The 23,185-nt window shown below is 72.5% G+C and carries 17 protein-coding genes; 6 read left to right on the top strand and 11 right to left on the bottom strand.

The genetic code is table 11. The annotated features are described in order from the left end of the window. The first annotated feature begins 18 nt into the window (after positions 1 to 18). From Q2K16_RS08205 to Q2K16_RS08215, 3 genes are read left to right on the top strand one after another with little or no spacing between them, the layout of a single operon-like run. The gene (locus Q2K16_RS08205; RefSeq protein WP_302744515.1) at positions 19 to 1,341 is read left to right on the top strand and encodes a helix-turn-helix domain-containing protein; all 1,323 of its coding nucleotides are present in this window, start codon (positions 19 to 21) and stop codon (positions 1,339 to 1,341) included. Then, positions 1,338 to 1,661, top strand: coding sequence for a YciI family protein (locus Q2K16_RS08210; RefSeq protein ID WP_302744516.1), 324 nt, complete (start codon positions 1,338 to 1,340; stop codon positions 1,659 to 1,661). Before Q2K16_RS08205 ends, Q2K16_RS08210 begins: the two co-directional genes overlap by 4 nt. Further along, a complete protein-coding gene (locus tag Q2K16_RS08215) occupies positions 1,658 to 3,241 on the top strand; it encodes a hypothetical protein (RefSeq protein ID WP_302744517.1) in 1,584 nt (527 codons plus the stop codon). Before Q2K16_RS08210 ends, Q2K16_RS08215 begins: the two co-directional genes overlap by 4 nt. 44 nt (positions 3,242 to 3,285) lie before the next feature. Here the strand turns inward: Q2K16_RS08215 and Q2K16_RS08220 are convergent, their stop codons facing one another. From Q2K16_RS08220 to Q2K16_RS08250, 7 genes are all read right to left on the bottom strand, one after another. Continuing rightward, positions 3,286 to 3,723 carry a cold-shock protein gene (locus Q2K16_RS08220; protein ID WP_145919327.1) on the bottom strand — a complete coding sequence of 146 codons (438 nt, stop codon included), beginning with the start codon at positions 3,721 to 3,723 and terminating at the stop codon, positions 3,286 to 3,288. A 224-nt stretch (positions 3,724 to 3,947) separates the two neighbouring features. Further along, a complete protein-coding gene (locus Q2K16_RS08225; protein WP_302744518.1) occupies positions 3,948 to 5,018 on the bottom strand; it encodes a cellulose binding domain-containing protein in 1,071 nt (356 codons plus the stop codon). 170 nt (positions 5,019 to 5,188) lie between these two features. Next, a complete protein-coding gene (locus Q2K16_RS08230) occupies positions 5,189 to 6,058 on the bottom strand; it encodes a sugar phosphate isomerase/epimerase family protein (RefSeq protein WP_302744519.1) in 870 nt (289 codons plus the stop codon). 5 nt (positions 6,059 to 6,063) lie between these two features. Next, positions 6,064 to 7,248 carry an ABC transporter substrate-binding protein gene (locus tag Q2K16_RS08235; protein WP_302744520.1) on the bottom strand — a complete coding sequence of 395 codons (1,185 nt, stop codon included), beginning with the start codon at positions 7,246 to 7,248 and terminating at the stop codon, positions 6,064 to 6,066. Continuing rightward, complete coding sequence (locus Q2K16_RS08240) at positions 7,248 to 8,243, bottom strand: ABC transporter permease (RefSeq protein WP_302746403.1); 996 nt, start codon at positions 8,241 to 8,243, stop codon at positions 7,248 to 7,250. Before Q2K16_RS08240 ends, Q2K16_RS08235 begins: the two co-directional genes overlap by 1 nt. Before the next feature lie 2 nt (positions 8,244 to 8,245). Then, positions 8,246 to 9,220: an ABC transporter permease gene (locus Q2K16_RS08245; RefSeq protein WP_302744521.1), complete on the bottom strand. Its 975-nt coding sequence runs from the start codon at positions 9,218 to 9,220 to the stop codon at positions 8,246 to 8,248. Then, positions 9,217 to 10,734, bottom strand: a complete 1,518-nt coding sequence (locus tag Q2K16_RS08250) for a sugar ABC transporter ATP-binding protein (RefSeq protein WP_302744522.1) — start codon at positions 10,732 to 10,734, stop codon at positions 9,217 to 9,219. Before Q2K16_RS08250 ends, Q2K16_RS08245 begins: the two co-directional genes overlap by 4 nt. Positions 10,735 to 11,259: 525 nt before the next feature. Here Q2K16_RS08250 and Q2K16_RS08255 point away from each other — a divergent pair. Next, the gene (locus tag Q2K16_RS08255; RefSeq protein WP_302744523.1) at positions 11,260 to 14,814 is read left to right on the top strand and encodes a ThuA domain-containing protein; all 3,555 of its coding nucleotides are present in this window, start codon (positions 11,260 to 11,262) and stop codon (positions 14,812 to 14,814) included. A gap of 365 nt (positions 14,815 to 15,179) precedes the next feature. Here the strand turns inward: Q2K16_RS08255 and Q2K16_RS08260 are convergent, their stop codons facing one another. Further along, positions 15,180 to 16,712 (bottom strand): non-reducing end alpha-L-arabinofuranosidase family hydrolase, encoded by a 1,533-nt coding sequence (locus tag Q2K16_RS08260; protein ID WP_302744524.1) that lies wholly within the window; start codon positions 16,710 to 16,712, stop codon positions 15,180 to 15,182. Between the two features lie 495 nt (positions 16,713 to 17,207). Here Q2K16_RS08260 and Q2K16_RS08265 point away from each other — a divergent pair, with 495 nt between their 5' ends. Both Q2K16_RS08265 and Q2K16_RS08270 read left to right on the top strand, forming a co-directional pair. Continuing rightward, on the top strand, positions 17,208 to 18,533 hold the full coding sequence (locus Q2K16_RS08265) for a sensor histidine kinase (RefSeq protein WP_302744525.1): 1,326 nt from the start codon (positions 17,208 to 17,210) through the stop codon (positions 18,531 to 18,533). A 55-nt stretch (positions 18,534 to 18,588) separates the two neighbouring features. Then, positions 18,589 to 19,269, top strand: coding sequence for a response regulator transcription factor (locus tag Q2K16_RS08270; RefSeq protein ID WP_302744526.1), 681 nt, complete (start codon positions 18,589 to 18,591; stop codon positions 19,267 to 19,269). A 43-nt stretch (positions 19,270 to 19,312) separates the two neighbouring features. On the opposite strand, the gene Q2K16_RS08275 is transcribed toward Q2K16_RS08270, so the two are convergent. From Q2K16_RS08275 to Q2K16_RS08285, 3 genes are read right to left on the bottom strand one after another with little or no spacing between them, the layout of a single operon-like run. Next, positions 19,313 to 20,077 (bottom strand): enoyl-CoA hydratase-related protein, encoded by a 765-nt coding sequence (locus Q2K16_RS08275; protein WP_302744527.1) that lies wholly within the window; start codon positions 20,075 to 20,077, stop codon positions 19,313 to 19,315. A gap of 16 nt (positions 20,078 to 20,093) precedes the next feature. Further along, complete coding sequence (locus tag Q2K16_RS08280) at positions 20,094 to 21,425, bottom strand: ferredoxin reductase domain-containing protein (protein ID WP_489671862.1); 1,332 nt, start codon at positions 21,423 to 21,425, stop codon at positions 20,094 to 20,096. Further along, positions 21,422 to 23,068, bottom strand: coding sequence for an amino acid adenylation domain-containing protein (locus Q2K16_RS08285; protein ID WP_302744528.1), 1,647 nt, complete (start codon positions 23,066 to 23,068; stop codon positions 21,422 to 21,424). The genes Q2K16_RS08280 and Q2K16_RS08285 overlap by 4 nt, the downstream gene beginning before the upstream one ends. Positions 23,069 to 23,185: the final 117 nt, after the last annotated feature.

The raw sequence follows: 23,185 nt of genomic DNA on the forward strand, positions 1-23,185 counted from the left end.
ACACCACGTGGAGGCATTGTGATCGGGATCATCGGCCCGGAGGACTCGATCCGGCTCGTCCGGGAGGTCGCGGCCGGGGAGGGCCGCGCGGAGGCGATCACCACCCGCGCGTACACCCGGCCGGAGCAGGCCCCCGACCTGGCCCGCGAACTCGACGAGATGTGCCAGGTGCTGCTGTTCACCGGGCGCATCCCGTACGCCTTCGCCACGGCCACCGGGGAACTGCGGGCCGAGATCGACTACGTCCGGCACGCCGGCATCGACCTCTACCGCACGCTGTCCCGGATGCTGCTGGCCACCGGCGGACGACTGCCCCGGGTCAGTGTCGACACCATCGAGGCGGAGACCGTCCGGGAGACGTACCACGACATCGAGGTCGAGCCGCCCACCGAGATCCTGCCCATCGCCGACTCCTCCGGGCTGCTCTTCTCCGGCCTCGACGAGATCACCGCCTACCACCGGGAACGGTACGCCACGGGCGCGGTCGAGGCGTGCCTGACCTGCCTCGGCGCGGTGCACCGGGACCTCGCCGACAGCGGGGTGCCGGTGTGGCGCGTCGAACACACCCGGGCCTCCGTCCGCGACGCGCTGCGCCGGGCCTGGCTTGCCGCCGAGGTACGCCAGTCCCGGGCCACCCAGATCGCCGTGATGATGGTCGACCTGGGTGTCCCCACCCAGCGGACGCAGGACCCGTACCAGGCCGAACGGCAGCGGCTGCGGGTCCGCGAGGCGCTGCTGGAGCACGCCGAACGGATGCGCGGCCGGCTCGCCACCGTCGACGACCGGACGATGCTGATCACCACCACCCGGGGCACCGTGGAGAGTGCCCTGGCCCGGCACCGCGACGGGCACGCCTCCCTGCTCACCCTGCGCGGCGTCGACGTCGAGCACGCGGTCGGCTTCGGCGCCGGCACCACCATCGCCGCCGCCGAGGACAACGCCCGCAAGGCCCTGGCGCTGGGCCGGCACAGCGGCGACACCCACGTGGTCTTCCCCGACGGGGAGGTCCACTCCAGCCGGCAGACCGCCGTGCCTCCCCGGCTGCGCGAGACCGGCCCGGGCATGCTGCGCGTCTCCGAGCAGCTCCGGATCGGGCCGCTGTCCACCCGACGGCTACTGGAGGCGCTGCACCAGATGGACCCCGACCAGATCACCGCCCGCGGCCTCGCCGACGCGTACGGCGTGGAGGCCCGCTCGGCCCGCCGGCTGCTCAACGCGCTGCGCGCGGCCGGCTTCGCCGAGGAGGTCGGGGTGCACGTCAGCACCGGCGCGGGCCGCCCGCAGACCGTCTACCGGGTCGCCATGCAGCGGCTGCTCGGCGCGATCGGGGCCGACACGTGAGCCACGCCGCCACCGGGGAGCTGCGGTTCGTGCCGACCTACCTGGTCACCGCCACCTTCGCCGCCGACGCCACGCTCCGGCGGGCACCGCACCGGGCCGCGCACCTGGCGCACATGCGTGCCCTGCTCGCCGACGGCACCGCCCTCGTCGTCGGGGCCCGCGCCGACCTGCGCGCCTCGGTGCTGGTGCTGCGGGCCGCCGACGCGCCCGCCGCCCGCGCCCACCTCGAACAGGACCCCTACTGGCGGCACGGGGTGTGGACCGCGATCGACGTGGTCGACTACCTGGCCGCCACCGCACCGACCATCGGGAGGTCATGATGACGTCGTTCCGCCAGATTTCCGGGGTACGGGTGCTCGGGGCCGAGCACGCCCCGTTCGCCGCCGGCCTGCTCCGCGCGGCGTGGGGCGAGGGCGGTGCCGACGCGGTGCCGGTCCGGTTCGTCGCCGACCCGGCGCTGCCCGAGGGCGGCCACCGCGTCGACGTGCCGGAACAGGGCGAGATCCGGCTGGTCGGCGACCCGTTCGCCGGCCTGGTGTACGCCGCCCACGCCCTGGCCGCCGCCGCCACCCCCGCCGGGCTGCCGGTGGGCAGCACGGTGAGCGACCCCGGGCTGCCGCTGCGCACCCTGTGGACCTGGGACCACTCCACCAACTGGGACACCCGTCAGCTCGGGCAGCAGGAGATCGGCGCGCTCAACCCGTACGCGAAGTCCGCCGACGCGTTCGGCGCCGACTACCGTCGCCTGGTCGACTTCTGCTCCCGGGAACGCATCGGCGGCATCGTCGTGTACGGGCTGCTGCGCGACGCCCACGGCGGCGTCGCCGCAGCCCGTGACCTGTGCGAGTACGCCAACGCACGCGGCGTGCGGATCATCGCCGGGGTGGGCATCAACGCCTACGGCGGGATCTACTTCGACGGCCGGCACCGCTACAACCTGGCCACCTGGCTGCGGCAGCGCCCCGACCTCGCCGCCGAACTGCCGAAGAAGGTCGGCTTCGACATCGACGAGTTCGGTGACCTGCACTTCCCGGCCAGCGAGTACATGATGGCGGCCTGCCCGTCCCAGCCGGACAACCTGGCCTGGCACCGCGACGCCATCGACTGGCTGCTCGACACCGTGCCGGTCGGCGGGATCAACTTCGAGACCGGCGACTACGGCAGTTGCGCCTGCGCCCGGTGCGCCACCCGCACCGGCGGCGAGCGCACCTCCTGGTCGTACGAGGCGATGCGCTCGGTGTACCCGACGCTGCTGGCGACCGCCCGGCGGCCCGGCCCGGCCGGGGTGCCGCTGCGCCACCTCGTCGAGATGTACTGGGACAACATCTTCGACCTCGACGCCCAGAAACCCCTGGCCGACCTGCCCGACGACGTCGCCTACCAGTACTGCGTGAACCGGGCCTTCTGGTACGACCACCGGGACCGGTTGACCGCCGCGCACGTCGAGCGGCTCCCGCACACCACGAACGTGCTGCGCACCCACGCCGGTTCACAGTGGAACCGGCAGCGTCACTCCTGGGTGCCCGAGATGTACGCCGACATGGCCGGCCGGTCCGGGGCCGCCGGGATGCGCGGGCTGACCATCTTCGCCGAGCCGTCCGCGTACCACCCGACCAACGAGATCAGCTACCTGGCGTACGCCCGGTTCTCCTGGAACCCGGAGCTGGCCTGGGCGGACTTCTGGCGTGACGAGGTCGCGCCCCGGTTCGGCGGCGCGGCCGAGGCGGAGGCGTTCCGCGACGGCGCGGCGCTGCTCGACGATCCGGCGGCGAGCGGCGCGGCGTTGGCCGCCGTGTCCGCCGACGCGTTGGGCATGGTCGCGGCCACCAGCGGTGAGGTGCGACGTCGGTGGCTCTGGCTCGCCGAGCGGACCTCGCGGTACGCCTACGCCGCCGGCTGACGCCGGTGCGGGCCCACCGCCGGTGGGCCCGCACCGGACGGGGGTCAGTCCTCGATCCACCCGTGGGAACGGGCGAACTGCGTGAGGTGCTGCCGGATCTGGCTGATCTGCGCGCCGGTGAGCGTCGGCACCTGCTCCACCAGCAGGTCGGTGATGTTGGACCGGAAGGTGAAGGCGGTCAGGACGTCGCACTCGTCGTCGTCGCCCCGGTCGGTCACCGGGAGCCGGGTCACGGTCGACGCGGCGGACGCCGAGGGGCGGGACGCGACCGGGGCACCGGGGTTGAGCAGGCGCGCGTAGAGCGCCTTGATCCCGCGGTTGCCCTCCACCGACTCGAACTCCACCCGCATCCCGGGCGCGACCGACGGGCGCTGGTCGCCGAAGTCGTTCGCGTGCACGAAGACGTCCTCACCACCGCCCTCCGGGCTGATGAAGCCGTACCCCTTCACGTCGTCGAAGCTGAGAATCGTACCGACCGCCACCGCGACCACCACCCCACGAACAAGAGCCACCAGAACAGAGACGTCGCCGCGCCGTACCCGGCGCAGCACCCATGCTAATGGGCGGGCCCCGTTCCGGAACCCCTACTCGCATGCGGTCACGTGGTCATGGTTGTGCCCCGCGCCGGTGACGCGGGGCACCACCCCCAAAGCATCCTAGGACATCGGCGTCCGGCTGGGTGGGCGGCGCGGACACCGCCGCCTGCCTACCGGACGGTGAAGGTCAGCGGGTTGGAGATGCCGACGCCGCCGTGGGTGTCGTACGCCCGGACGGTGAACGTCGACGACGTGGCCGCCGCCAGGTCGAGCGGGAACTGGAAGCGTTGTCCGCTGCGGGTGGGCGTCGCGGCCAGCCTGGTCCCGTCGAGGTACAGCTCCACCCGGTCGACCGCGTCGTCGGCGTCGGTGACGTCGGCGACCAGCGTGACGGTGGTCGGTTCGAGGAAGTAGGTCTGCCCGCCGGGGGTGCCCAGCGCCACCGCCGGGGGCTGGTTGGTGCCGGAGGACGCGGGCGTGACCACGGTGACCAGCCGGGGCGGGGCGCCCCCGGACAGCGACTGGTCGGTGCCGGCGGAGACGTAGAGCACGTAGGTGGTGCTGGTGCCGGGGGCCCCGACCGGCGGGGTCCACGACGCGTCGTACCGGTCGCCGGCGGACCTCGTCCCCTGGGCCACCGTGACGCCGTCCACCCGGAACGACACCCCGGTGATGTGGTGGCCGCCTCCCACGGTCGCGGTCGCCGCCAGCGGGACGGGACCCGGCGCGGTGTAGACCGCCCCGGCGGCCGGGCTGAGCCAGGTGACGATCGCCGGGTAGTCGGCGACCGGCGGCGGCGTCGTGCGGGTCGGCGTCACGCTGGGCACGACCCCGCCGGTGCAGGCCACGCCGTTGAGGGTGAACGACGGCGGCGTGGGGTTGCTGCCGTGCCAGACGCCGACGAAGCCGATGGTGGTCGAGGCGTTGGTGCCCAGGGCGGCGTTCCAGCCGAGGCTGGTCGCGCTGACCTGCTGGCCCGACTGGGCCCAGGTGGCGCTCCAGGTCTGCGCGATGCCCTGGTCGACGGCGGGGAAGCCGAACCGCAGCGTCCACCCGTTGACCGGGTCGCCGAGGTTGGTGACCGTGACGTCGGCGGTGAAGCCGCCGGTCCACTGGCTGCTGACGACGTAGTCCACCCGGCATCCGGCCGCCGCGCTCGCCGCGCCGGCGTGCAGGACCGCCGCCAGCACGCCGACCATGGCGACAACGACGGCGACCACAGCCGTCAGTGACTTTCGCATGTCACACCCCGCCATAAATCGTTGAGTATCGATACGTATGACGACTGTCCTGCGGCTCCGCCGGCCTTGTCAAGACACGGACGAGAGTCCTGCCGCCGGCAGGACGTCGGGGTGGCCGGCCGATGGTCCGGCCACCCCGACGAGACGTCCCGACCGGCGTTCCGAAAGCCCTATCCCCCGGTCGGCGCACCCGCCGTGACAGCCCGCAGGTGCCGCAGGCCGTCGGTGGCGAGCCGATCCTGCGAGGGGGCCAGCGGACGCCAGATCGCCGCCGCGGTGGCGATGGTGTCGTTCTCCGCCGTGAACGACTCGATGCAGACCGCACCCCGGTATCCGGTCTCCCCCAGTACGGCGAAGAACCGCGGCCAGTCGAAGTGGTCCGACCCGGGTGCGCCCCGGTGGGTGCCACTGACCTGGACGTGCTTGATGTACGGGCCGGCGGCGGCGAGCGCCGCGTACGGATCGGACTCCTCGATGTTCATGTGATACGTGTCGATCATGATGCCGACGCTCGGCGGCAGCCCCTCGATCAGCTCGACCGTCTGCGCGACGGTGTTGACCACGCTCGTCTCGTACCGGTTCAGCGCCTCCACCCCGATGCCGACCCCGCACCCGGCGGCCTGCTCGGCCACCGGCCGCAGGGCCCGCCGGAAGTCCGCGTGGCAGGCCGCCCGCGCCGCCGGCGACATCCGCCAGGTACGCCCGACCGAGGCGTACACCGGGCCGCCGACGCAGGGCGCACCGACCGCCGCCGCGCTCGCCACGCACCCCCGCAGGTAGTCGATCGTCGACTCCACCACCGCCGGGGCGGCGTCGACAAGTTCCCGCCCCGGCGGGGTGACCGCGCACACCGCCGCCGCGACCAGACCGTGCGCGGCCAACAGGTCCCGGGTCCGGGCCGGGTCCCAGTCGCCCGGCTGCTCGATCGGCAGCTCCACCGCGTCGAAGCCGAACGACGCGATCCGCGGCACCAGCGTGGCGAGGGCGTCGTCGTCGACGGGCGACGCCCACACCCAGGGGTTCACGCCGAAGACGTACACCGGGCCTACTTCCAACGCTGCGGGTAGCCGGGCAGGTCGGTGCAGCCGCACATCGCGTAGTGCAGCGGCGGCATGCCCGGGTCGAGGTACCGGTCCAGGTTGTCCCGGGTGATGGTCGGCTGGGGCAGCTTCCACGGGTTGGGCACCTGCTGCCCGTCGAGGATGCGCAGCGCGGCGATGACCGGCGTACGCCACTGGTACGTCGGGTACGTCGGCGCGATCGCGGTCAGGCCCCTGTCCTTCCAGACCTTCAGGAAGTCGAGCTGGTCCTCCCCGTTGATCGGCGGCACCGGCTTGCCCGCGTCCTGGAACGCCTCGACCGCCGCGACGGCGACCGCGCCGGCGTCCATCCAGACACCGTCGATGGTGCCGTACCGCTGGAGGTAGTCGTCGACGATCTTCTTGGTCTTGGCCGGGTCGCCGTCGGTGAACTCGACCCCCACCACGTCGACCTTCGCCTTGTCGAACGCCACCTTCGCCGCCGACCAGCGGGTCTCCAGCACGTCGACCCCGGGCAGGATGCGCAGGGCGAGGACCTTGCCGCCCGGCTTCATCTGCCGACTGACGAACTCGGCACCGACGTGGCCGAAGCCGTAGCCGCCGATCGGGTTGACGAACGTCACCGGGCACTTCGTGCTGACCCCACGGTCGAAGACGACCACCGGCAGCCCCGCCTTGCAGGCCGCCTCGACCGCCGGGGTGAGCGTGGCGGTGGTGTTCGGCGAGACGATCAGCGCGTCGCAGCCCCTGCCGAGCAGGTCGTTGATGTCGGCGATCTGCTTCTGGTCCCTGCCCTCGGCGTCGACGTGCACGAACTCGCTGATCCGGCTGCCCTGCGCGGCCACCTCGGCCTGCATGGTCTTGAACCCGACCTGCCGCCACGGGTTGTTCAGCGCCGCGTTGGAGAAGCACAGCTTGTGCGGACCGGCCTTCCTGAACTTCGTGGTGTCCACCATGCTCGGGTTGAGCATCTGCTCCCACGGCTTGTCCGCCGGGCCGGTCGGGGTCGCGCCGAGCAGCGCCAACTCGGCGTCGTAGTCGGCCTGCACGAAGAACTTCGACTGCTCCCCGGTGCCCGAGCCGGCGGCCGAGGTGGAACCGCCCGCCGGCCCCACGCCCGGTTCGTCGGTGGCGCAGGCGGTCAGGGACAGCAGGGTGACGGCAGCCAGCGCCGCCAGGCAACGTCGCACTATGTTTCCCCTTGTCGTGACGAAGAACGGGTAGCCGAGACCGCCACGGCGAGCAGGATGATCGCGCCCTGGACGGTGGACCTGAGGGCGCCGGAGACGCCGTAGAAGTTCATCAGCGCGAAGAGCAGTTCGAGGGTGAGCGCGCCGAGCATCGCGCCGACGACCGAGCCACGGCCCCCGCCCAGCGCCACGCCACCGAGCACCACCGCGGTGATCGCCCCGAACTCCAGGCCCGCCCCGGCCTGGAACGACACCCCGCTGTAGCCCCCGAGCAGGATCGCCGCCACGGCCGCCGCGAGCCCGCTGAGGACGAAGGCGACCGTCCGGGTACGCCAGACGCGTACCCCGCTCAGCTGCGCGGTGCGCGGGTTGTCGCCGACGGCGACCAGGGTCCGGCCGAAGTCCGACCGCATCAGCAGCACGGCGAGCGCCGCGACGACCACCAGCACCAGCAGCGCGTACGGCACCCGGCCGAGCAGCGGCACGTCCTCGATCGCCCGCCGGCCGAACCGACGGAACTCCTCGGAGAGCCCGCCCTTCGGCGCGCCGTCCGACCACAGGTAGACCGCGCCCACCAGGATCAGGAACATGCCCAGGGTGGTGATGAACGACGGCACCCGCAGCCGCGTCGTGACCAGCCCGTTGACCACCCCGACCAGCGCACCGAAGACGAGCAGGAGCAGCACCACCGGCCAGGTGCGGGCCGGATCGCCGTCGATCAGCCGGGCCGCCACCACCACCTGCGCGGTGACCAGCGAGCCCACCGACAGGTCGAACTCACCGCAGACGATCACGAAGTACTGGCCGGCGGCGAGCAGGATGACCGGCGCCGACCGGCCGAGGAAGGACATCAGCGACGGCGGGTCGAGGAAGCCGGGCTGCCGGATGCCGACGAGCACCAGCAGCACCGCGAGGAGGGCCAGGATCGGCAGCACCCCGCCGGGGCGTACCCGCAGGCGGATCGGGGACAGCGCACGACGCGCGACGGTCGGCATGGTCACCTCGCCCCCTTCCGCAGGGCCCGACGGGCGTAGACGGCGACCGCGGCGATGATGACCACACCCCGGATCACCTGCTTGAAGAACGCGTCCACCTCAAGCTGGTTGAAGATCGCGTCGATGCCGGCGAGCAGCAGCACCCCACCGACCGTGCCGACGACCCCGCCCCGCCCACCGGCGAGCGCGGTCCCGCCGATCACCACCGCGGCGATCGACTCCAGGTCGTACAGACCCTCGGTGCCCACCCGGGGCGCGCCCGAGCCGAGCCGGCTGGCCAGGTAGATCCCGGCGAGCCCGGCACACAGCGAACACAACACGTGCGCGGTGACGAGGACCCGGTCGTTGCGGACCCCGGAGAGCCGGGCCACCTCCGGATCACCACCGACGGCGACCAGGTGGTGCCCGAAGCGGGTCCGCGACAGCGCGAACCACGCCGCCCCGGTCAACGCCAGCAGCAGCAGGAACGACAGCGGCACCGGGCCGACCCGCTGGTAGCCAAGCGACTGCACCAGCGCGGGCGAGGTGGCCCCGGCCGGTCCGTCGTAGTTGCTGTCGAGGTACCCCTTGAGCAGCAGCCCCACGCCGAGGGTGGCGATGAACGCGTTGACCCGGAACCGGGTCACGAGCAGCCCGTTGAGCAACCCGACCCCGGCGCTGACCGCGAGCGCCAGGCCGACCGCCGGCAGCAGCGCGCCGTCGCTGCCGTTCATCGTCTCGGCCGCGACCAGGGTGCTCAGACTGATCACGTACGCCACCGAGAGGTCCAGCGAGCCGCCGAGGATGACAAGCGTCTGGCCGACGGCGACGAGCCCGAGACCGGCCGCGACGTGCAGCAGACTCACCGTCGTGGCCTGGTTGAACAGCTGCCCGCCGTCGACCAGGACGACCAGCCAGCCGACCGCCAGGGTCAGGGCCAGCGCCACGAACACCCCCGGCACCCGACGACGGGCCGGCAGCAACGACAGGGCGCTCACTGGTCAGTCTCCGACTGCGGGGTGTGGCCGACGGCGAGGGTGACGACGTCCTCCTCGGTGGCGTCGGCGGGGAGTTCGCCGGCTATCCGGCCGTCGCGCATGACGACGATCCGATCGCTCATCCCCAGCAGCTCCGGCAGGTCCGACGAGATCATCAGCACCGCCGCGCCGTCGCGGGCCAGCCGGCGGACGAGGTCGTGGATGGCCGACTTCGCCCCCACGTCGATGCCCCGGGTCGGCTCGTCGAAGAGCAGCACCCGGGGGTCGAGCGCCAGCCAGCGGGCCAGTACGACCTTCTGCTGGTTGCCGCCGGACAGGAAGCGGATCTCCTGGTCCTCGCCGGCGGCGCGGACCTCGACGGCGGCGAGCAGGTCGCGGACCCGACGGGTGCGGGCGGCGTGCCCGGACCGGGCCGGGAAGACGGCCCGGCCGGCGAGCAACGCGTTGTCGAGCACCGACTGCCGGGGCACGATCCCCTCACCCTTGCGGTCCTCGGTGACGTAGGCGATGCCGGCCCGCATCGCGGTACGGGGTGAGCGCAGCCGCACCGGCCGGCCGTCCAGCGTCACGTCGCCGGTGGTGAACGGGGACACGCCGAACAGCGCACGGGCCAACGCCGAGCGTCCGGAGCCCTGCAATCCGCCGACGCCGAGCACCTCGCCGGCCCGCAGGTCCAGGTCGACGGCGCGCAGTTTCCGGTTGCCCGCGCCCCGGACGGTCAGGCGTACCGGGCCGAGGTCGTCGGGGGCGGCCCGGTCGGGGTAGTAGCTGGACAACTCCCGGCCGACCATGTGCCGGACGAGGTCGTCGGCGGAGGTGTCGGCGGTGCGTACGGTGGTGACCCGGCGGCCGTCCTTGAGGACGGTGATCCGGTCGGACAGGTCGAAGACCTCGGTGAGCCGGTGCGAGACGTACAGCACGCCGATGTCCCGCTGCTGGAGCCGGCGGACCAGCCAGTAGAGCAGCTCGACCTCGTGGTCGGCCAGCGCGGCGGTGGGTTCGTCCATGATGAGCAGCCGGGCGTCCAGGGCGAGCGCCTTGGCGATCTCGACGACCTGCTGCTGCGCGACGCCGAGCCGCCCGACCCGGGTGTCGGCGGCCAGGTCGGTCTCCCCGATCGAGGCGAGCAGGTCCCGGGTGCGTTCCCGCATCGCCCGCCGGTCGACCAGCCCACGGCGGACCGGCTCGTGTCCGAGGTGGACGTTCTCGGCGACGGTGCGCTCGGGCAGCAGGTTGAACTCCTGGTGGATGATGCCGATCCCGGCGCGCTGCGCGTCGCGGGGGCCCCGGAAGACCCGGCGCTCACCGGCGACCTCGACGGTGCCCGTGTCCGGGGCGTACCCGCCGGAGACGATCTTCATGAGGGTGGACTTGCCGGCCCCGTTCTCACCGACGACGGCGTGCACCTCGCCCGGTGCGACGTCGAGGTCGACCCCGTCGAGCACGCGTACCCCGAGGAAGGACTTGCCGATGCCCCGGAGGGTCAGCAGCGGTGCCGGCGGTGGATCGGGCATCCCGGAAACCCTCACAGTAAGTAGTCATGGGCGTGGCTGGTGTTCCGTGTCCGGCACGGTGCCGCTGCCGGACGGTGAACTTTCGCTGTCGCTCGTGAGCGCTTACGTCGCCAAAGAGCAAACTTTCCTTGACATCGACGAAACATCACACGTATGAAGATAGATGTTTCGATGCCTGTCCACAATCCTCGATCTTTGGCGGTCGCCGCTCCGAGCACCCGATCGGCGTCGACACCGGGTCGAGGGGCCGACGCGCGCCCGCAGCCGGACCGTCGAAACATCGAACCTTACCCCAGCCATTGACAGTCATCGATGACTGACCCATCCTGGCCTCGCGGCCCACCGGGCGAGCACATCACCGACGTCACTCTCAGTGACGTAATGCGGGGCGGACGGCCGTTGCGGCGGACGGCACGCCGACCCCGGGCAGCACGCCCGTGCCCGCCCGCGCGTCCCGGCGTCCACCGGACGCGCGGGCGGCCCGTGGTCACCACCGGAAGTTCCCGCCGACACCTAGGAGACGGCATGCGTCGCACCACGTTGCTCATCGGCATGATCACCGGGCTGTTACTGTCACTCGGCCTCGCACCACCCGCGTCGGCGGCCCCCGCCTTCCGCGCCCTGCTGTTCACCAAGACGGTGGGCTACCGGCACGACTCGATCCCCGCCGGGATCAGCATGTTCCAGCAGCAGGCGGCGGCGAACAACTTCGAGCTGGTGCAGACCGAGGACTCCAGCGTCTTCACCGCGGCCAACCTCGCCACCTTCGACGTGATCATCATGTTCCAGACCTCCGGCATGGTCTGGACCTCGGCGGCCCAGCGGCAGGCCGTGGAGGGCTACCTCGCCAGCGGCAAGGGCATCGTCGGCATCCACAACGCCCTGGACATGGGCATCGAGGGCGAGTACCCGTGGTGGGACCAGACCCTCAACGGCGGCACCCACATGCCCGAGCACTCCCCCGGCGTGCTGCCCGGCACCGCCATCGTCGCCGACAAGCAGCACCCGTCGACGACGGGCCTGCCGGACCGGTGGAACCGCAGCGAGGAGTGGTACAACTTCGACACCAACCCGCGCGGCAACGTGCACGTGCTGGTGACCGCCGACGAGCGGACGTACAACCCGGGGTCCCGGGCGATGGGCCCGGACCACCCGATCTCCTGGTGCCGCACCGCGGCCGGCGGGCGGGTGTGGGCCACCGCGATGGGCCACGCGATCGACTCCTACAGCGAGACGAACTTCCGCAACCACGTCCTCGGCGGCGTGAAGTGGGCCGCCGGCAACCTGCCAGGCGACTGCGGCGGCACCGTGTGGGGCAACTTCGAGAAGCGCACCCTGGACGACAACACGGTCGACCCGATGGCCCTGGCCGTGCTGCCCGACGGCCGGGTCATGTACGTCCAGCGCGGCGGCCAGGTCAAGATCTTCAAGCCGGCCACCAACAGCACGGTGACCGCCGCCACGCTGAGCGTCTACACCGGCGGCGAGGACGGTCTCACCGGTATGGCGCTGGACCCGAACTTCGCCACCAACGGGTACGTGTACCTCTACCACTCACCGGCGAGCAGCAGCACCGACGTCAACCGCGTCTCCCGCTACACGCTGTCCGGCGACACCCTCAGCCTGTCCACCGAGGCCCGGATCATCGACATCCCGGCGTACCGGGACCGCACCTTCCCCGAGCCCGGCCACACCGGCGGTTACATCGACTTCGGCCCGGACGGCAACCTCTACATCGGCACCGGTGACGACACCCCGCCGAACCTCGACCCCAACTGGCAGGGCTACGCGCCGCTGGACTGGCGCTCGGGCAAGTCCAACCTCGACGCCGCCCGCAGCGCCGGCAACACCAACGACCTGCGGGGCAAGCTGCTGCGCATCCGCCCGTCGGACAGCGGCGGCTACACCGTCCCGACCGGCAACCTCTACCCCCAGGGTACGGCGCAGACCCGGCCGGAGATCTACGCGATGGGCTTCCGCAACCCGTTCCGGTTCTCGATCGACCCGAGCAACGGCTGGGTCTACCTGGCCGACTACGGGCCGGACCGTAACCCGCCCACCACCAACCGGGGCCCCGAGGGCCTGGTCGAACTCAACGTGATCAAGTCGCCCGGCAACTACGGGTGGCCGTTCTGCCACGGCGACAACCAGCCCTACGCGCCGTACAACCCGGACACCGGCGTGGTCGGCGCCAAGTTCAACTGCAACGCCCCGGTCAACAACTCCCCCAACAACACCGGCCTGACCAGCCTGAAGCCGATCGTCGCCCCCAACATGTGGTACGGCTACGGCACCTCGCCCAACTTCCCGGAGCTGGGCTCCGGCGGCTCCGGCCCGATGGGCGGCCCGGTCTACCGCTACGACCCGGCGAACCCGTCGGCCACCAAGTTCCCGCCCTACTACGACGGCGTGCACTTCTTCTACGAGTGGTCGCGCAGCTACCTCAAGGAGGTGCACTTCGACTCCGCGACGGCGGTGACCCGCACCAACGCGTTCCTGCCCAACACCCGGTTCAACAAGCCGATGGACCTGGAGTTCGGCAAGGACGGCTCGCTCTACGTGCTGGAGTGGGGCACCAACTTCGGTGGCGGCAACAGCGACTCCGGGCTCTACCGGATCGACTACGTCCAGGGCGGCCGGTCGCCCATCGCCAAGGCCGCCGGGACGCCCACCAGCGGCCTCGCCCCGCTCACCGTCCAGTTCAGCAGCGCCGGCACGGCCGACCCGGACCCGGGCAACACGCTGAGCTACCAGTGGACGTTCGGGGACGGCACCACCTCGACGGCGGCCAACCCGTCGCACGTCTACACCGGCAACGGCAACTACACGGCGCAGTTGAAGGTCACCGACAACACCGGCAAGACAGGCTTCGCCAACGTCCAGATCACCGTCGGCAACACCGCGCCGGTGGTCACCATCACCACCCCGGCCAACGGCGGCATGCTCACCTTCGGGGACAAGGTGTCGTACCAGATCAGCGTCACCGACCCGGACGGCGGCACGGTCGACTGCACGAAGGTGGTCGTCAACCCGGCGCTCGGTCACGACGACCACGCCCACGAGACCACCGAGTACCCGGGCTGCTCGGGCACCATCTCCACCGACCTGCTCGGCGGGCACCCCGACGGCGCGAACCTGTTCTACGTGCTCAACGCCCGCTACACCGACAGCGGCGGCCCGGGCGGGGCGTCCCCGCTCACCGGCACCGCGCAGGCGATCCTGCAACCCAAGCACAAGCAGGCCGAGTACTTCAGCAGCCAGTCCGGCATCCGGGTCGTCGACCAGGCCGGCGCGGAGAGCACCAAGCGGGTCGGTGACATCTCCAACAACGACTGGATCGCGTTCACCCCGATGAGCCTGACGGGCATCTCGACGGTCAGCTACCGGCTGTCGTCGCCGTCCGGTGGCGGCACCATCGAGCTGCGCGCCGACTCGCCGACCGGCACGCTGCTGGCCACCACGCCGGTGCCGAGCACCGGTGGCTGGGACAACTACCAGTCCACCGCGCCGGTGAACGTGGCCGCATTGTCCGGCACGCACCCGCTCTACCTGGTGTTCAAGGGCAGCACGAACAACTGGTTCGACCTCGACTCACACACCTTCGGCGGCAACGGGGTCGGCCAGCCCGGCACCGGGACCGGCACCGGGGTGGCGGGGAAGACCTGGACGCTCACCGCGCTGCACAGCGGCAAGCTGATGGACGTCAGCGGCGTCTCCACCGCCGACGGCGCGCAGCTCACCCAGTGGGCGGCCACCGGCGGCAACAACCAGAAGTGGCAGGCCGTGGACGCCGGTAACGGGGCGGTCTACCTCAAGGCGGTACACAGCAACAAGTGCGCCGAGGTGATCGGCGGTTCCACCGCGACCGGTGCGTTCCTGCAGCAGGCCACCTGCAACAACGGCAACCAGCAGAAGTTCACCGCGACGGCGACCACGACCGCCGGGGTCTACACGGTGCGTAACGTGCAGAGCGGGCTCTGCCTGGACGTCAACGGTGGGGCCACCACCGACGGCGCGCGGCTGTTGCAGTGGACCTGCCACGGTGCCAGCAACCAGCAGTGGCGGTTCACCCAGGTGTGACGCCCCACCCGTCGCCGTCGCGACGGCGGTGGGCCCAGAGGGCCGGCTCCGGATGTCGGAGCCGGCCCTCTCCGGTCGCGTCGCCACCCCGCCATACGGGGTGGCAGGGGGCCGTCCCGGTCCGGGCCGGCGCGATGATCAGCGGGACGCCGGATCGCCGCCGCGCGACGGGACGGGCCGCCGCCAGCCGGCTCCCCGGGACCGCCCGGGCAGCGCCGGGCCCCGGCGCGGAGACGGTGATCGGCAGGGCCCGAGGTGCGGGCCCTGCCGATCGGTGGTGCACATGCCGTTCAGGTGGTCCGACGGCCCGGTCTGTCCCGGGCCACCCCCGACCTCAGGAATCTGCGAGGTCCGGCGGCACGTCCTCAGCGCTGCCGGGTGAGCAGGCCCGGCCGGTAGGGCAGCAGGCCGTAGTCCACGCCGTCGGAGCTGGGCGAACGGCCCTGGTAGAGCAGTTGCAGGTTGCACGGGTCGATGGTCATGGTCTGGTCGGCGCTGGTGCGCAGCAGTTCACCGTGGCTGATGTCGTTGGTCCAGGTGGCACCGCTGTTGACCTTGCCCGCGAACGGGTTGTTGTAGGTCGCTGCGTTCGGCGTCCAGGTGCCGCTCAGGCTGGTCGCGGTGAACGAGCGGAAGTAGCGCTCCCAGGAGCTGGTCCTGGCCTCGACGATCATCAGGTACTGGTTCTGGCCCGCGACCTTGTAGACCTGCGGCGCCTCGAACAGGTTTTCCGAGGTGTCGCTCATGATGGTCGTGTAGTTGGAGCCGAAGTTGCCGGGGAAGTTCCCGATCGGCATGCTGGCCCGGTAGATCTTGCCGTTGTCGCCGGCGAAGAACAGGTACATGTTCTGGCTGTCGGCGATCAGCGTATGGTCGATCGGGCCGGTGCCGGAGCCGGAGATGCTGCCGGTGAACATGGTCTGGGCCGGGCCCCACCCGTTCGGGTTGGTCGGGTCGGTCGACGTACGGTACGAGAACGCCGCCCCGCCCCACTGGTAGGCGAGCACCCAGATGTTCTTCGGCGCGAAGTAGAACAGCGACGGCGCCACGGTGCCCTGGCTCATGGTGTTCTGCGACGCCGAGGCCATCTCCGACCAGTTCGTGAACAGGCCGAAGTTCATCGACCCCCACGAGTTGCCGAAGTCGTGCGTGGTGGCGTAGACGAGCTGCTTGCCGTTGTACGGGGCGACCGTGAAGTCCTTCAGCGACACCCAGCCCGACTTCGGGGTGGCCAGCGGACCCGTCGACGACCACCGGTACGTCGACGGCAGCGTGCAGTTGCCGCTCGGCGGCGGGGTCGTGGGCGGCGGGGTGGTGGTGCCACCGACCTTGACGAGCTGCCACTGCTGGTTGGTGCCGTTCCAGTCGGCGTACTGCACGATGTTGCCGCCGTCGGCGGTGGACGCGCCCTGCACCTCGACGGCCCGGCCGCTGTTGTGGTTGATCAGCTGGATGTAGCCGTCGATGTCCTGGATGCTGAACTGCTGGTTGGCCGCGTTGTTGTCGGTCCACTGTACGATCGCCCCGCCGTCGGCGGTCGACCAGTTGTAGACGTCGAGCACCTTGCCGGACAGCTTCGACTTCAGCCGGTAGTAGCCGCCGCCGGAGTCGACGAACTGCCACTGCTGCTGGCTGCCGTCGTTGCGGGTCCACTGGGTGATCCGGGCCCCGTCGTTGGTGGCCAGGTTGTAGACGTCGAGGGCCTTGCCGCTGTTGCGGTTGACCAGCACGTACGAGGCGCTGGTGTCGATCGTGGCGGCGGCGGCCTCCGTCGCGGTGGCCGCGACGACGGCACCGCCGCTCAGGGCGGTCACGAGTGCGGTGGCCGCCGACAGCAGCCAGCGCCGACGGCCGGGACGACGGAGAGTCGGGCCGGGATGTTCAGCCGGGAGGTGCATGGGGGTGCTCCTTCATGGGGACGGGTGGCCCCTGCGCGGCGGCCCCCGGTGACGTGGTCGCCGAGGGCCTCAGGTGGTCTGACCGACCCACGCTCCGTGGTCGAAACGGGGCGGACCGGTGATTGTGAACGCTCACATCGACCGGTACGGGTCGAACCTCTCATGATCGGTTTGGTGGGGGCGAACGGACCGGCAGGGGTTCCATTCAGATCCGGCGATGTTACCAGAGGGTTTCGGGTGGCTCAAGGGTCGCGCCCGGGCACCCGCCCACCTCGCCACCAGCGGGCACGATCCGTTGCCGGGTCAACCTTCCCGGCCGGGTGTTAACGTTCACTCCTCGCGTCCCCGGCCCGGGGAACGCCGGGCCGGCCCGGCATCCGGGAGGCGACGGTGATCCCTTCCGATCCGGTGCGCGATGTGTCATCTTCGATGGATGCGGGTCGGTGGCCGGGCAGGCGGACGAGGTCGCGTCCACGGGCACGCGGCGGCGGCGCGGTGCCACTGACCGGCCGGACCCGGCCGGCGACCCACGCCCGGCCGCGTACCGGGCTGGCCGTCGGGCTGCTGGTCGTCGCCCTGCTGGCGCTGGCCGGCGGCGTCGGCTACGCCGCCCTGGTGCACGTCCAGCAGGCCAGGATCCGCCACGAGCTGGACTGGGCGATGGTGCACGGCCGCCCGGCCGACCCGTCCGGCTGCACCTGGATCTTCGGCGGCGCGAGCGACACCGGGCACGGCGGCGCGCCACCGGCCGGGTTCCCGGAGCACGGGGCGATCCACGCCGTGGCCCGCACCGGCCGGCCCCAGGTCGGGCAGGTCGCCCGCAACGGCACCGTCTACCACGTGCGGACCCAGCTGCGCGACGGCGAGGTCGTCCAGGTGGTCTTCGACGCCCGCTTCCAACTCGCCGAACGGCGCTACCTGCTGTGGGCGGTGTCGACCGCCGCGCTGGCCGTCCTGGTCGCGGCGACCGCGACCGACCTGCGGCTGCGTCGCCGGGCGGTGCTGCCGTTGACCGAGGCGCTCGACCGGCAACGCCGCTTCGTCGCCGACGCCAGCCACGAACTGCGGGCCCCGATCACCCGGGTGCACACGGCGGCCCAGTTGCTGGCCCAGCGCACGACCGGCGCGGCGCACGACACGGACCGGCAGGATCTGGACCGGCTGCTGCACACCACCCGACGGCTCGGGGAGATCGTCGACGAGTTGCTCCTGTCGGCCCGGCTGGCCGATCCGGCGGCGCTGACCCGGCCGCCGGCCACTGTCGACCTCGCCGCGCTCGTCGTCGAGGCGATCGGGGCCGACGCGCCGCGCGCCGCCGCCCTCGGGGTGACGCTCGGGGTGACCGGCGCGGACCATCAGGTGCCGGTGGACGGCGTCGGGCCCGCGCTACGCCGGGTGGTGGCGGAGCTGCTGGCGAACGCCCTGCACCACACCCCGGCCGGCGGACGGGTGCAGGTGCGGTTACGCCCGGCGGGCGCGGACCGGGTCGAGCTGGTGGTCAGCGACTCCGGCCGGGGATTCGACCCCCGGCACGCCGGCCGGATCTTCGACCGGTTCCACCGGGGCCCCGACGCCGGAGACCGCCGGGCCGGGCTCGGGCTGGCGCTGGTCCGCGAGGTGGTCACCGCGCACGGCGGCACGATCAGCGCCACCGGCCGGCCCGGGGCGGGCGCCACCTTCACCGTACGGCTGCCGGTGTCCGGCGGGAGGCGGGCCGGTGATCCACCGACGGACGGCGACCCGGTCGGTGGCCGGTGGCCCTTCTGCCGGTGGGCGGGCCGGGAGCGGACGGGCGGGGAACGCGCGACCAGCAGATTCTGACCGGCGAGAAATTCCACCTGTCAATGTTCTGCCGTTTCGGTGCGACCATGAACGGATGACCGACCCGTCACCCCCGGCGCACGGCCCGTTGCTCCTCGTCGAGGACGACGCGGAACTGGCCGACATGCTGGTCGAGCTGTTCCGCCGGGCGGGGTACCTGATCGATCTGGCCCGCGACGGCCAGCGGGGCCTGCACCTGGCGCTGCGTGGCCCCTACCAGGTGATCATGTTGGACCGGCGGCTGCCGGCGATCGACGGGGTCGACCTGCTCGTCCGGCTGCGGCGGTGCTCCGTCGCCGCCCGGGTGCTGATGCTCAGCGCGCTCGGCGACCTCGACGAGCGCATCCGGGGGCTCGACGCGGGTGCCGACGACTACCTGCCCAAACCGTTCGAGGTGACCGAGTTGATGGCCCGGGTCCGGGCGCTGACCCGACGCCGCTTCGACGGGGCCGAACTGATCCCCATCGGGGCCGGGCAGCTCGACCTGGCCCAGCGCGGGGTACGGCTGCCCGACGGGCGGGAGGTGACGCTCAGCGGCCGGGAGTTCGAGCTGATCCGGCTGCTCGCCAGCCAACCCCGGATGGTGCACAGCCGCAGCCAGCTGCGCGGCCGGGTGTTCGGCGCGGACCGCACCGAGGCGCTGGTCGACACGTACGTGCACTACCTGCGCCGCAAGCTCGGCGACCGGGTGGTGCGCACCGTGCACGGCCTCGGCTACCAGATCGGCGCGCTGTGAGCCGGCCGCCCGGGACCCCGACGGGCCCCGGGCGGCGGGTGGCTCAGCGGCCCACGAAGCGGGCCGGGCGTTTCTCCAGGAAGGCGGCCATCCCCTCGCGTCGGTCCTCGGTGGCGAACAGGGCGTGGAAGGCCCGCCGTTCGAACAGCACCCCGGCGTGCACGCCGACCTCCTCGGCCTGCCGGACGGCCTCCCGGGCCAGCATCGTCGCGAGCCTCGGGTGCCCGGCCACCACCGCCGCCGCGGCCTTCGCCTCGGCCAGCAGCAGGTGCGTCGGCACCACCCGGGACACCAGGCCGTACCGGTGCGCCTCGGCGGCGTCGAGCTGCCGCCCGGTGAGCACCAAGTCCATCGCCCGCGCCGCGCCGACCAGCCGGGTCAGCCGCTGGGTGCCGCCGATGCCGGGCATCACCCCCAGCCGCAGCTCCGGCTGCCCGAACCGGGCGTTGTCCGCCGCGAAGATCAGGTCGCACATCATCGCCAGCTCGCAGCCGCCGCCGAGGGCGTAGCCGGCCACCGCCGCGATCTTCGGGGTCCGCAGCGCGGCGAACGCGTCCCAGCCGGCGAAGTGGTCGTCCAGCGCCACGTCCAGGAAGGACTTCCCGGCCATCTCCCGGATGTCCGCCCCGGCCGCGAAGACCTCGTCGGAACCGGTGAGCACGAAGCAGCCCACCCCCGGGTCGCGGTCGAGCGGGCGCAGCGTCTCGACCAGCTCGGTCAGCAGCGCCGTGTCCAGCGCGTTGCGCGCCTCGGGCCGGCACAGCCGCACCGTGACCACTCGGTCGTCCTTCTCCACGGTGATCCTCATCGTCGCCTCCATGTCGTCAGGAATCCCAGATCGCGCCGTACGCGGGCACCCCGCGTTCCTCCATGCCCCGCACCACCTGCCAGGTCAGTGGACGGTTCGAGATGCAGATGACCGCCTCGGCGTCGTAGCGGCGGCACGCCTGCCAGGCCAGCCGCAGCATGTCGGGCTTGCCGTCGCGGGCGGTGTCCCACAGCAGCGCGTCGGGCTGGTGGGCGAGGATCTCGTCGACCAGGTCGTCGCCGAAGGTCTCCCGGTGCCGGCGGGCCACCCAGACCAGGTGCGCCGGCACCTGCCCGGCCAGCAGGTGCGGCAGCACCGGGCCGATCCCGCTGCCGGTCGCCACGTACAGCACCCGCCGGAACAGGGTCTCGATGTTGGCCACCCCGGCGGTGCTGATCCCCTTCACCCAGACCCGGCGCGGCGGGTCGTCGACGAACCGGCCGGTCCAGTCGCCGGCCCGGCTGACGGTCAGCCGGAACCCGCTGCGGCCGGGTGCCGGCACGTTGGCGAAGGAGTGCCACTCCCACAGCGGGCTGCGACTGATCGCGGTGGACGAGCCGGGGAACGGCGTCACCCCGTGGTCGAAGTGGACCAGCGCCACGTGCGACGAGGGGCGGTCGACCACCACCGGCACCCGGCGCAGCCGCAGCCAGGGCAGGGCGATGCTGACGGTCAGCACCGCGAGCACCACGCCCTGCGCGGAGGTGGCCAGCGCGACCGGCCCGCCGGCCAGGAAACCGGCCTGCGCCCAGAGCAGCAGCAGGGCCGCCCAGCCGCCGAGGCGGTGGGTGCGTTCGAACAGGTCGTGCCGGCGGGACCGCACCGGTGGCAGCGCGGTGCCGACGACGGCCAGCAGCAGGGCGGCCGCCGCGTACCCGGTGACCAGCGCCCCCACCGGGCCGCCACGCGCGGTCAGCGCACCGAGCTGGGCGAGGAACCAGGCGGTGCCGGCCAGCGCCGCGCCGACGTGCAGCCCACCGAAGTGGTAGACCTTGCCCAGAGTGGCCCGCACCCGCAGCGGCCACCGGACGGGTGCCCGGGTGGCCAGCCAGAACAGCAGGTTGATCACGTACTGCTGGCGGATCAGCACGGCCAACGCGACGTTCGCCAGCGCGGCTGCGCCCAGCGCGTCGGCGGCCCCGGGACCGCGCCACCAGCCGGCGGCCAGCCCGTACGCCAGCAGCGCGGCGTTGGCGGCGAGCACCGCCGCGACGAGCCGGTGGTGGTGCATGAACCGGGGCTGGGCCAGGATCCGACGCAGCGTCGACACCGGCGGGGGAAGCACGGGGGCGTCCGCCGGGCCGGTGCGCGGTGGTGTCGCCGCGGGTCGCAGACCGGTGGTGGTCACGCCGCCGCCTCCTCGACGTGGGCCCACTGCCACCGCAGGTCGAGGGCGAGCCGGTGCAGCGCGTCCCGGTCGACCTTACCCCGGCCGGTCATCGGCAGTTCCGGCAGCGGGTGCACGGCCGCCGGCACGCAGTAGTAGGGCAGCGCGGCGGCCACCGTCTCCCGGCACCGCTGCGGGTCCAGCTCCGCGGGGGCGACGAAGGAGACCAGATCCCGGTCGGTGACCCGGAGGGTGACCGCGCGCCGGCAGCCCGGCACCGTCTCCAGCACGGTGGAGACCGCGTCCAGTTCCACCCGGAAACCCCGGACCTTCACCTGGTCGTCGGTGCGGCCGAGATGCTCCAGTTCCCCGTCCGCGCGCCAGCGGCCCCGGTCGCGGGTACGGAACATCAGCCGGCCGCCGCCGAGGAACGGGTCCGGGGCGTACCGCTCGGTGTTGAGCGCGTCGTTGTCCAGGTAGCCGGCGGAGACGCAGTCGCCACCGGCCCACATCTCGCCGACCTCGCCGATGCGGCAGGGCCGTCCGTCGGCGTCGAGGACGTAGACGGTGTTGTTCGGGGTCGGCCGGCCGATGGTCAGGGGCGCGCCCGGGCGGTGCCGGTGCATGGTGTTGACGATGGTGGTCTCGGTCGGCCCGCAGCAGTTGTAGAAGACCCGGCCGGCGGCCCACCGGTCGGCCAGCGGACGCGGGCAGGGCTCCCCCGCCACCGCGACCACCCGCACCCCGGCGCACCGGTCCGGGTCGATCCGGCCGAGCACCGACGGGGTGGCGACCAGCACGTCGGCGCGGGCGGCGGTGGCGGTGAGGTCCCGGTCGCGCACGAGCAGGGTGCCGCCGTTGGCGAGGCAGCCGAGGATCTCCCAGGCGGCCATGTCGAAGGCGACGTTGAGCAGTTGGGCGACCGTGCGTCCCGGTCGTATCCCCAGGTCGCCGGGGCTGGTCAGCAGGATGTTGGCCACGTTGCCGTGGGTGACGGTGACGCCGTTGGGGGTGCCCGTGGTGCCGGAGGTGAACAGCACGTAGCAGCCGTCGTCGGCGCGTACCGGGCGGTCCGGGACGGGGGCGGTGAGATGCCCGCCGGGTGGCAGCGGCTCGGCCATCAGCCGGTCGACCGCGAGCCGGGGCACACCGGGTGGCGTCGGCACCGCGTCCAGGGTCGCCGCCGTGGTCAGCAGCACCCGGCAGCGGGCGGTCGAGGCGACCTGGCGCAACTGCGTGGCGGGGGCGATCCGCACGTCCTGCGGGACGTAGGCCGCCCCGGCCTTGAGGGTGGCCAGGATGCCGACCAGCATCGGCAGGGACCGGCTGGTGAACACGCCCACGGTGTCGCCGGTGCGCACGCCGAGGGCGACGAGGTGGGCGGCGAGCCGGTTGGCCTGGCGGTCCAGTTCGCGGTAGCCGATCCGTTCCCCGAGGTGCTCGGCGGCGACGGCGTCCGGGGTGGCGGCGGCCCACCTGGCGAACGCCTGGTGGATGCGCAGGTCGGGGGCGGGCACCCGGGGGCCCTGGCCGAACCGGTGGAACAGCCGCCGCTCGCGCGGTGGGAGGTGGTCCAGCAGGGCTCCCCGCCGGCCGTCTCGCCCGGCGGGAAGGACGTCGACCGGGTAGGTGGCGGTGTCGTCGGTGGACTGTCGTACGGACATGGGCCGCTCCTGTTCTGACCGGCCGCCCTGCGCGGCGATCGGAATCGATGCTGGCCAATGCAGATGGGAAATCTCTTAGATCCGGGGAGCGCGGCCGTCCGGGGCGGCATCGGCGCA

It is taken from the genome of Micromonospora cynarisoli (assembly GCF_030518815.1).
GTDB classification, from domain to species: domain Bacteria; phylum Actinomycetota; class Actinomycetes; order Mycobacteriales; family Micromonosporaceae; genus Micromonospora; species Micromonospora wenchangensis.

What these genes read in the sequence shown, in the direction of transcription:
- Q2K16_RS08285 (WP_302744528.1), bottom strand. Translation starts at nt 23,068, where the DNA reads ATGTCCGTACGACAGTCCACCGACGACACCGCCACCTACCCGGTCGAC.
- Q2K16_RS08215 (WP_302744517.1), top strand. Translation starts at nt 1,658, where the DNA reads ATGATGACGTCGTTCCGCCAGATTTCCGGGGTACGGGTGCTCGGGGCC.
- Q2K16_RS08270 (WP_302744526.1), top strand. Translation starts at nt 18,589, where the DNA reads ATGACCGACCCGTCACCCCCGGCGCACGGCCCGTTGCTCCTCGTCGAG.
- Q2K16_RS08255 (WP_302744523.1), top strand. Translation starts at nt 11,260, where the DNA reads ATGCGTCGCACCACGTTGCTCATCGGCATGATCACCGGGCTGTTACTG.
- Q2K16_RS08275 (WP_302744527.1), bottom strand. Translation starts at nt 20,077, where the DNA reads ATGAGGATCACCGTGGAGAAGGACGACCGAGTGGTCACGGTGCGGCTG.
- Q2K16_RS08260 (WP_302744524.1), bottom strand. Translation starts at nt 16,712, where the DNA reads ATGCACCTCCCGGCTGAACATCCCGGCCCGACTCTCCGTCGTCCCGGC.
- Q2K16_RS08225 (WP_302744518.1), bottom strand. Translation starts at nt 5,018, where the DNA reads ATGCGAAAGTCACTGACGGCTGTGGTCGCCGTCGTTGTCGCCATGGTC.
- Q2K16_RS08240 (WP_302746403.1), bottom strand. Translation starts at nt 8,243, where the DNA reads ATGCCGACCGTCGCGCGTCGTGCGCTGTCCCCGATCCGCCTGCGGGTA.
- Q2K16_RS08250 (WP_302744522.1), bottom strand. Translation starts at nt 10,734, where the DNA reads ATGCCCGATCCACCGCCGGCACCGCTGCTGACCCTCCGGGGCATCGGC.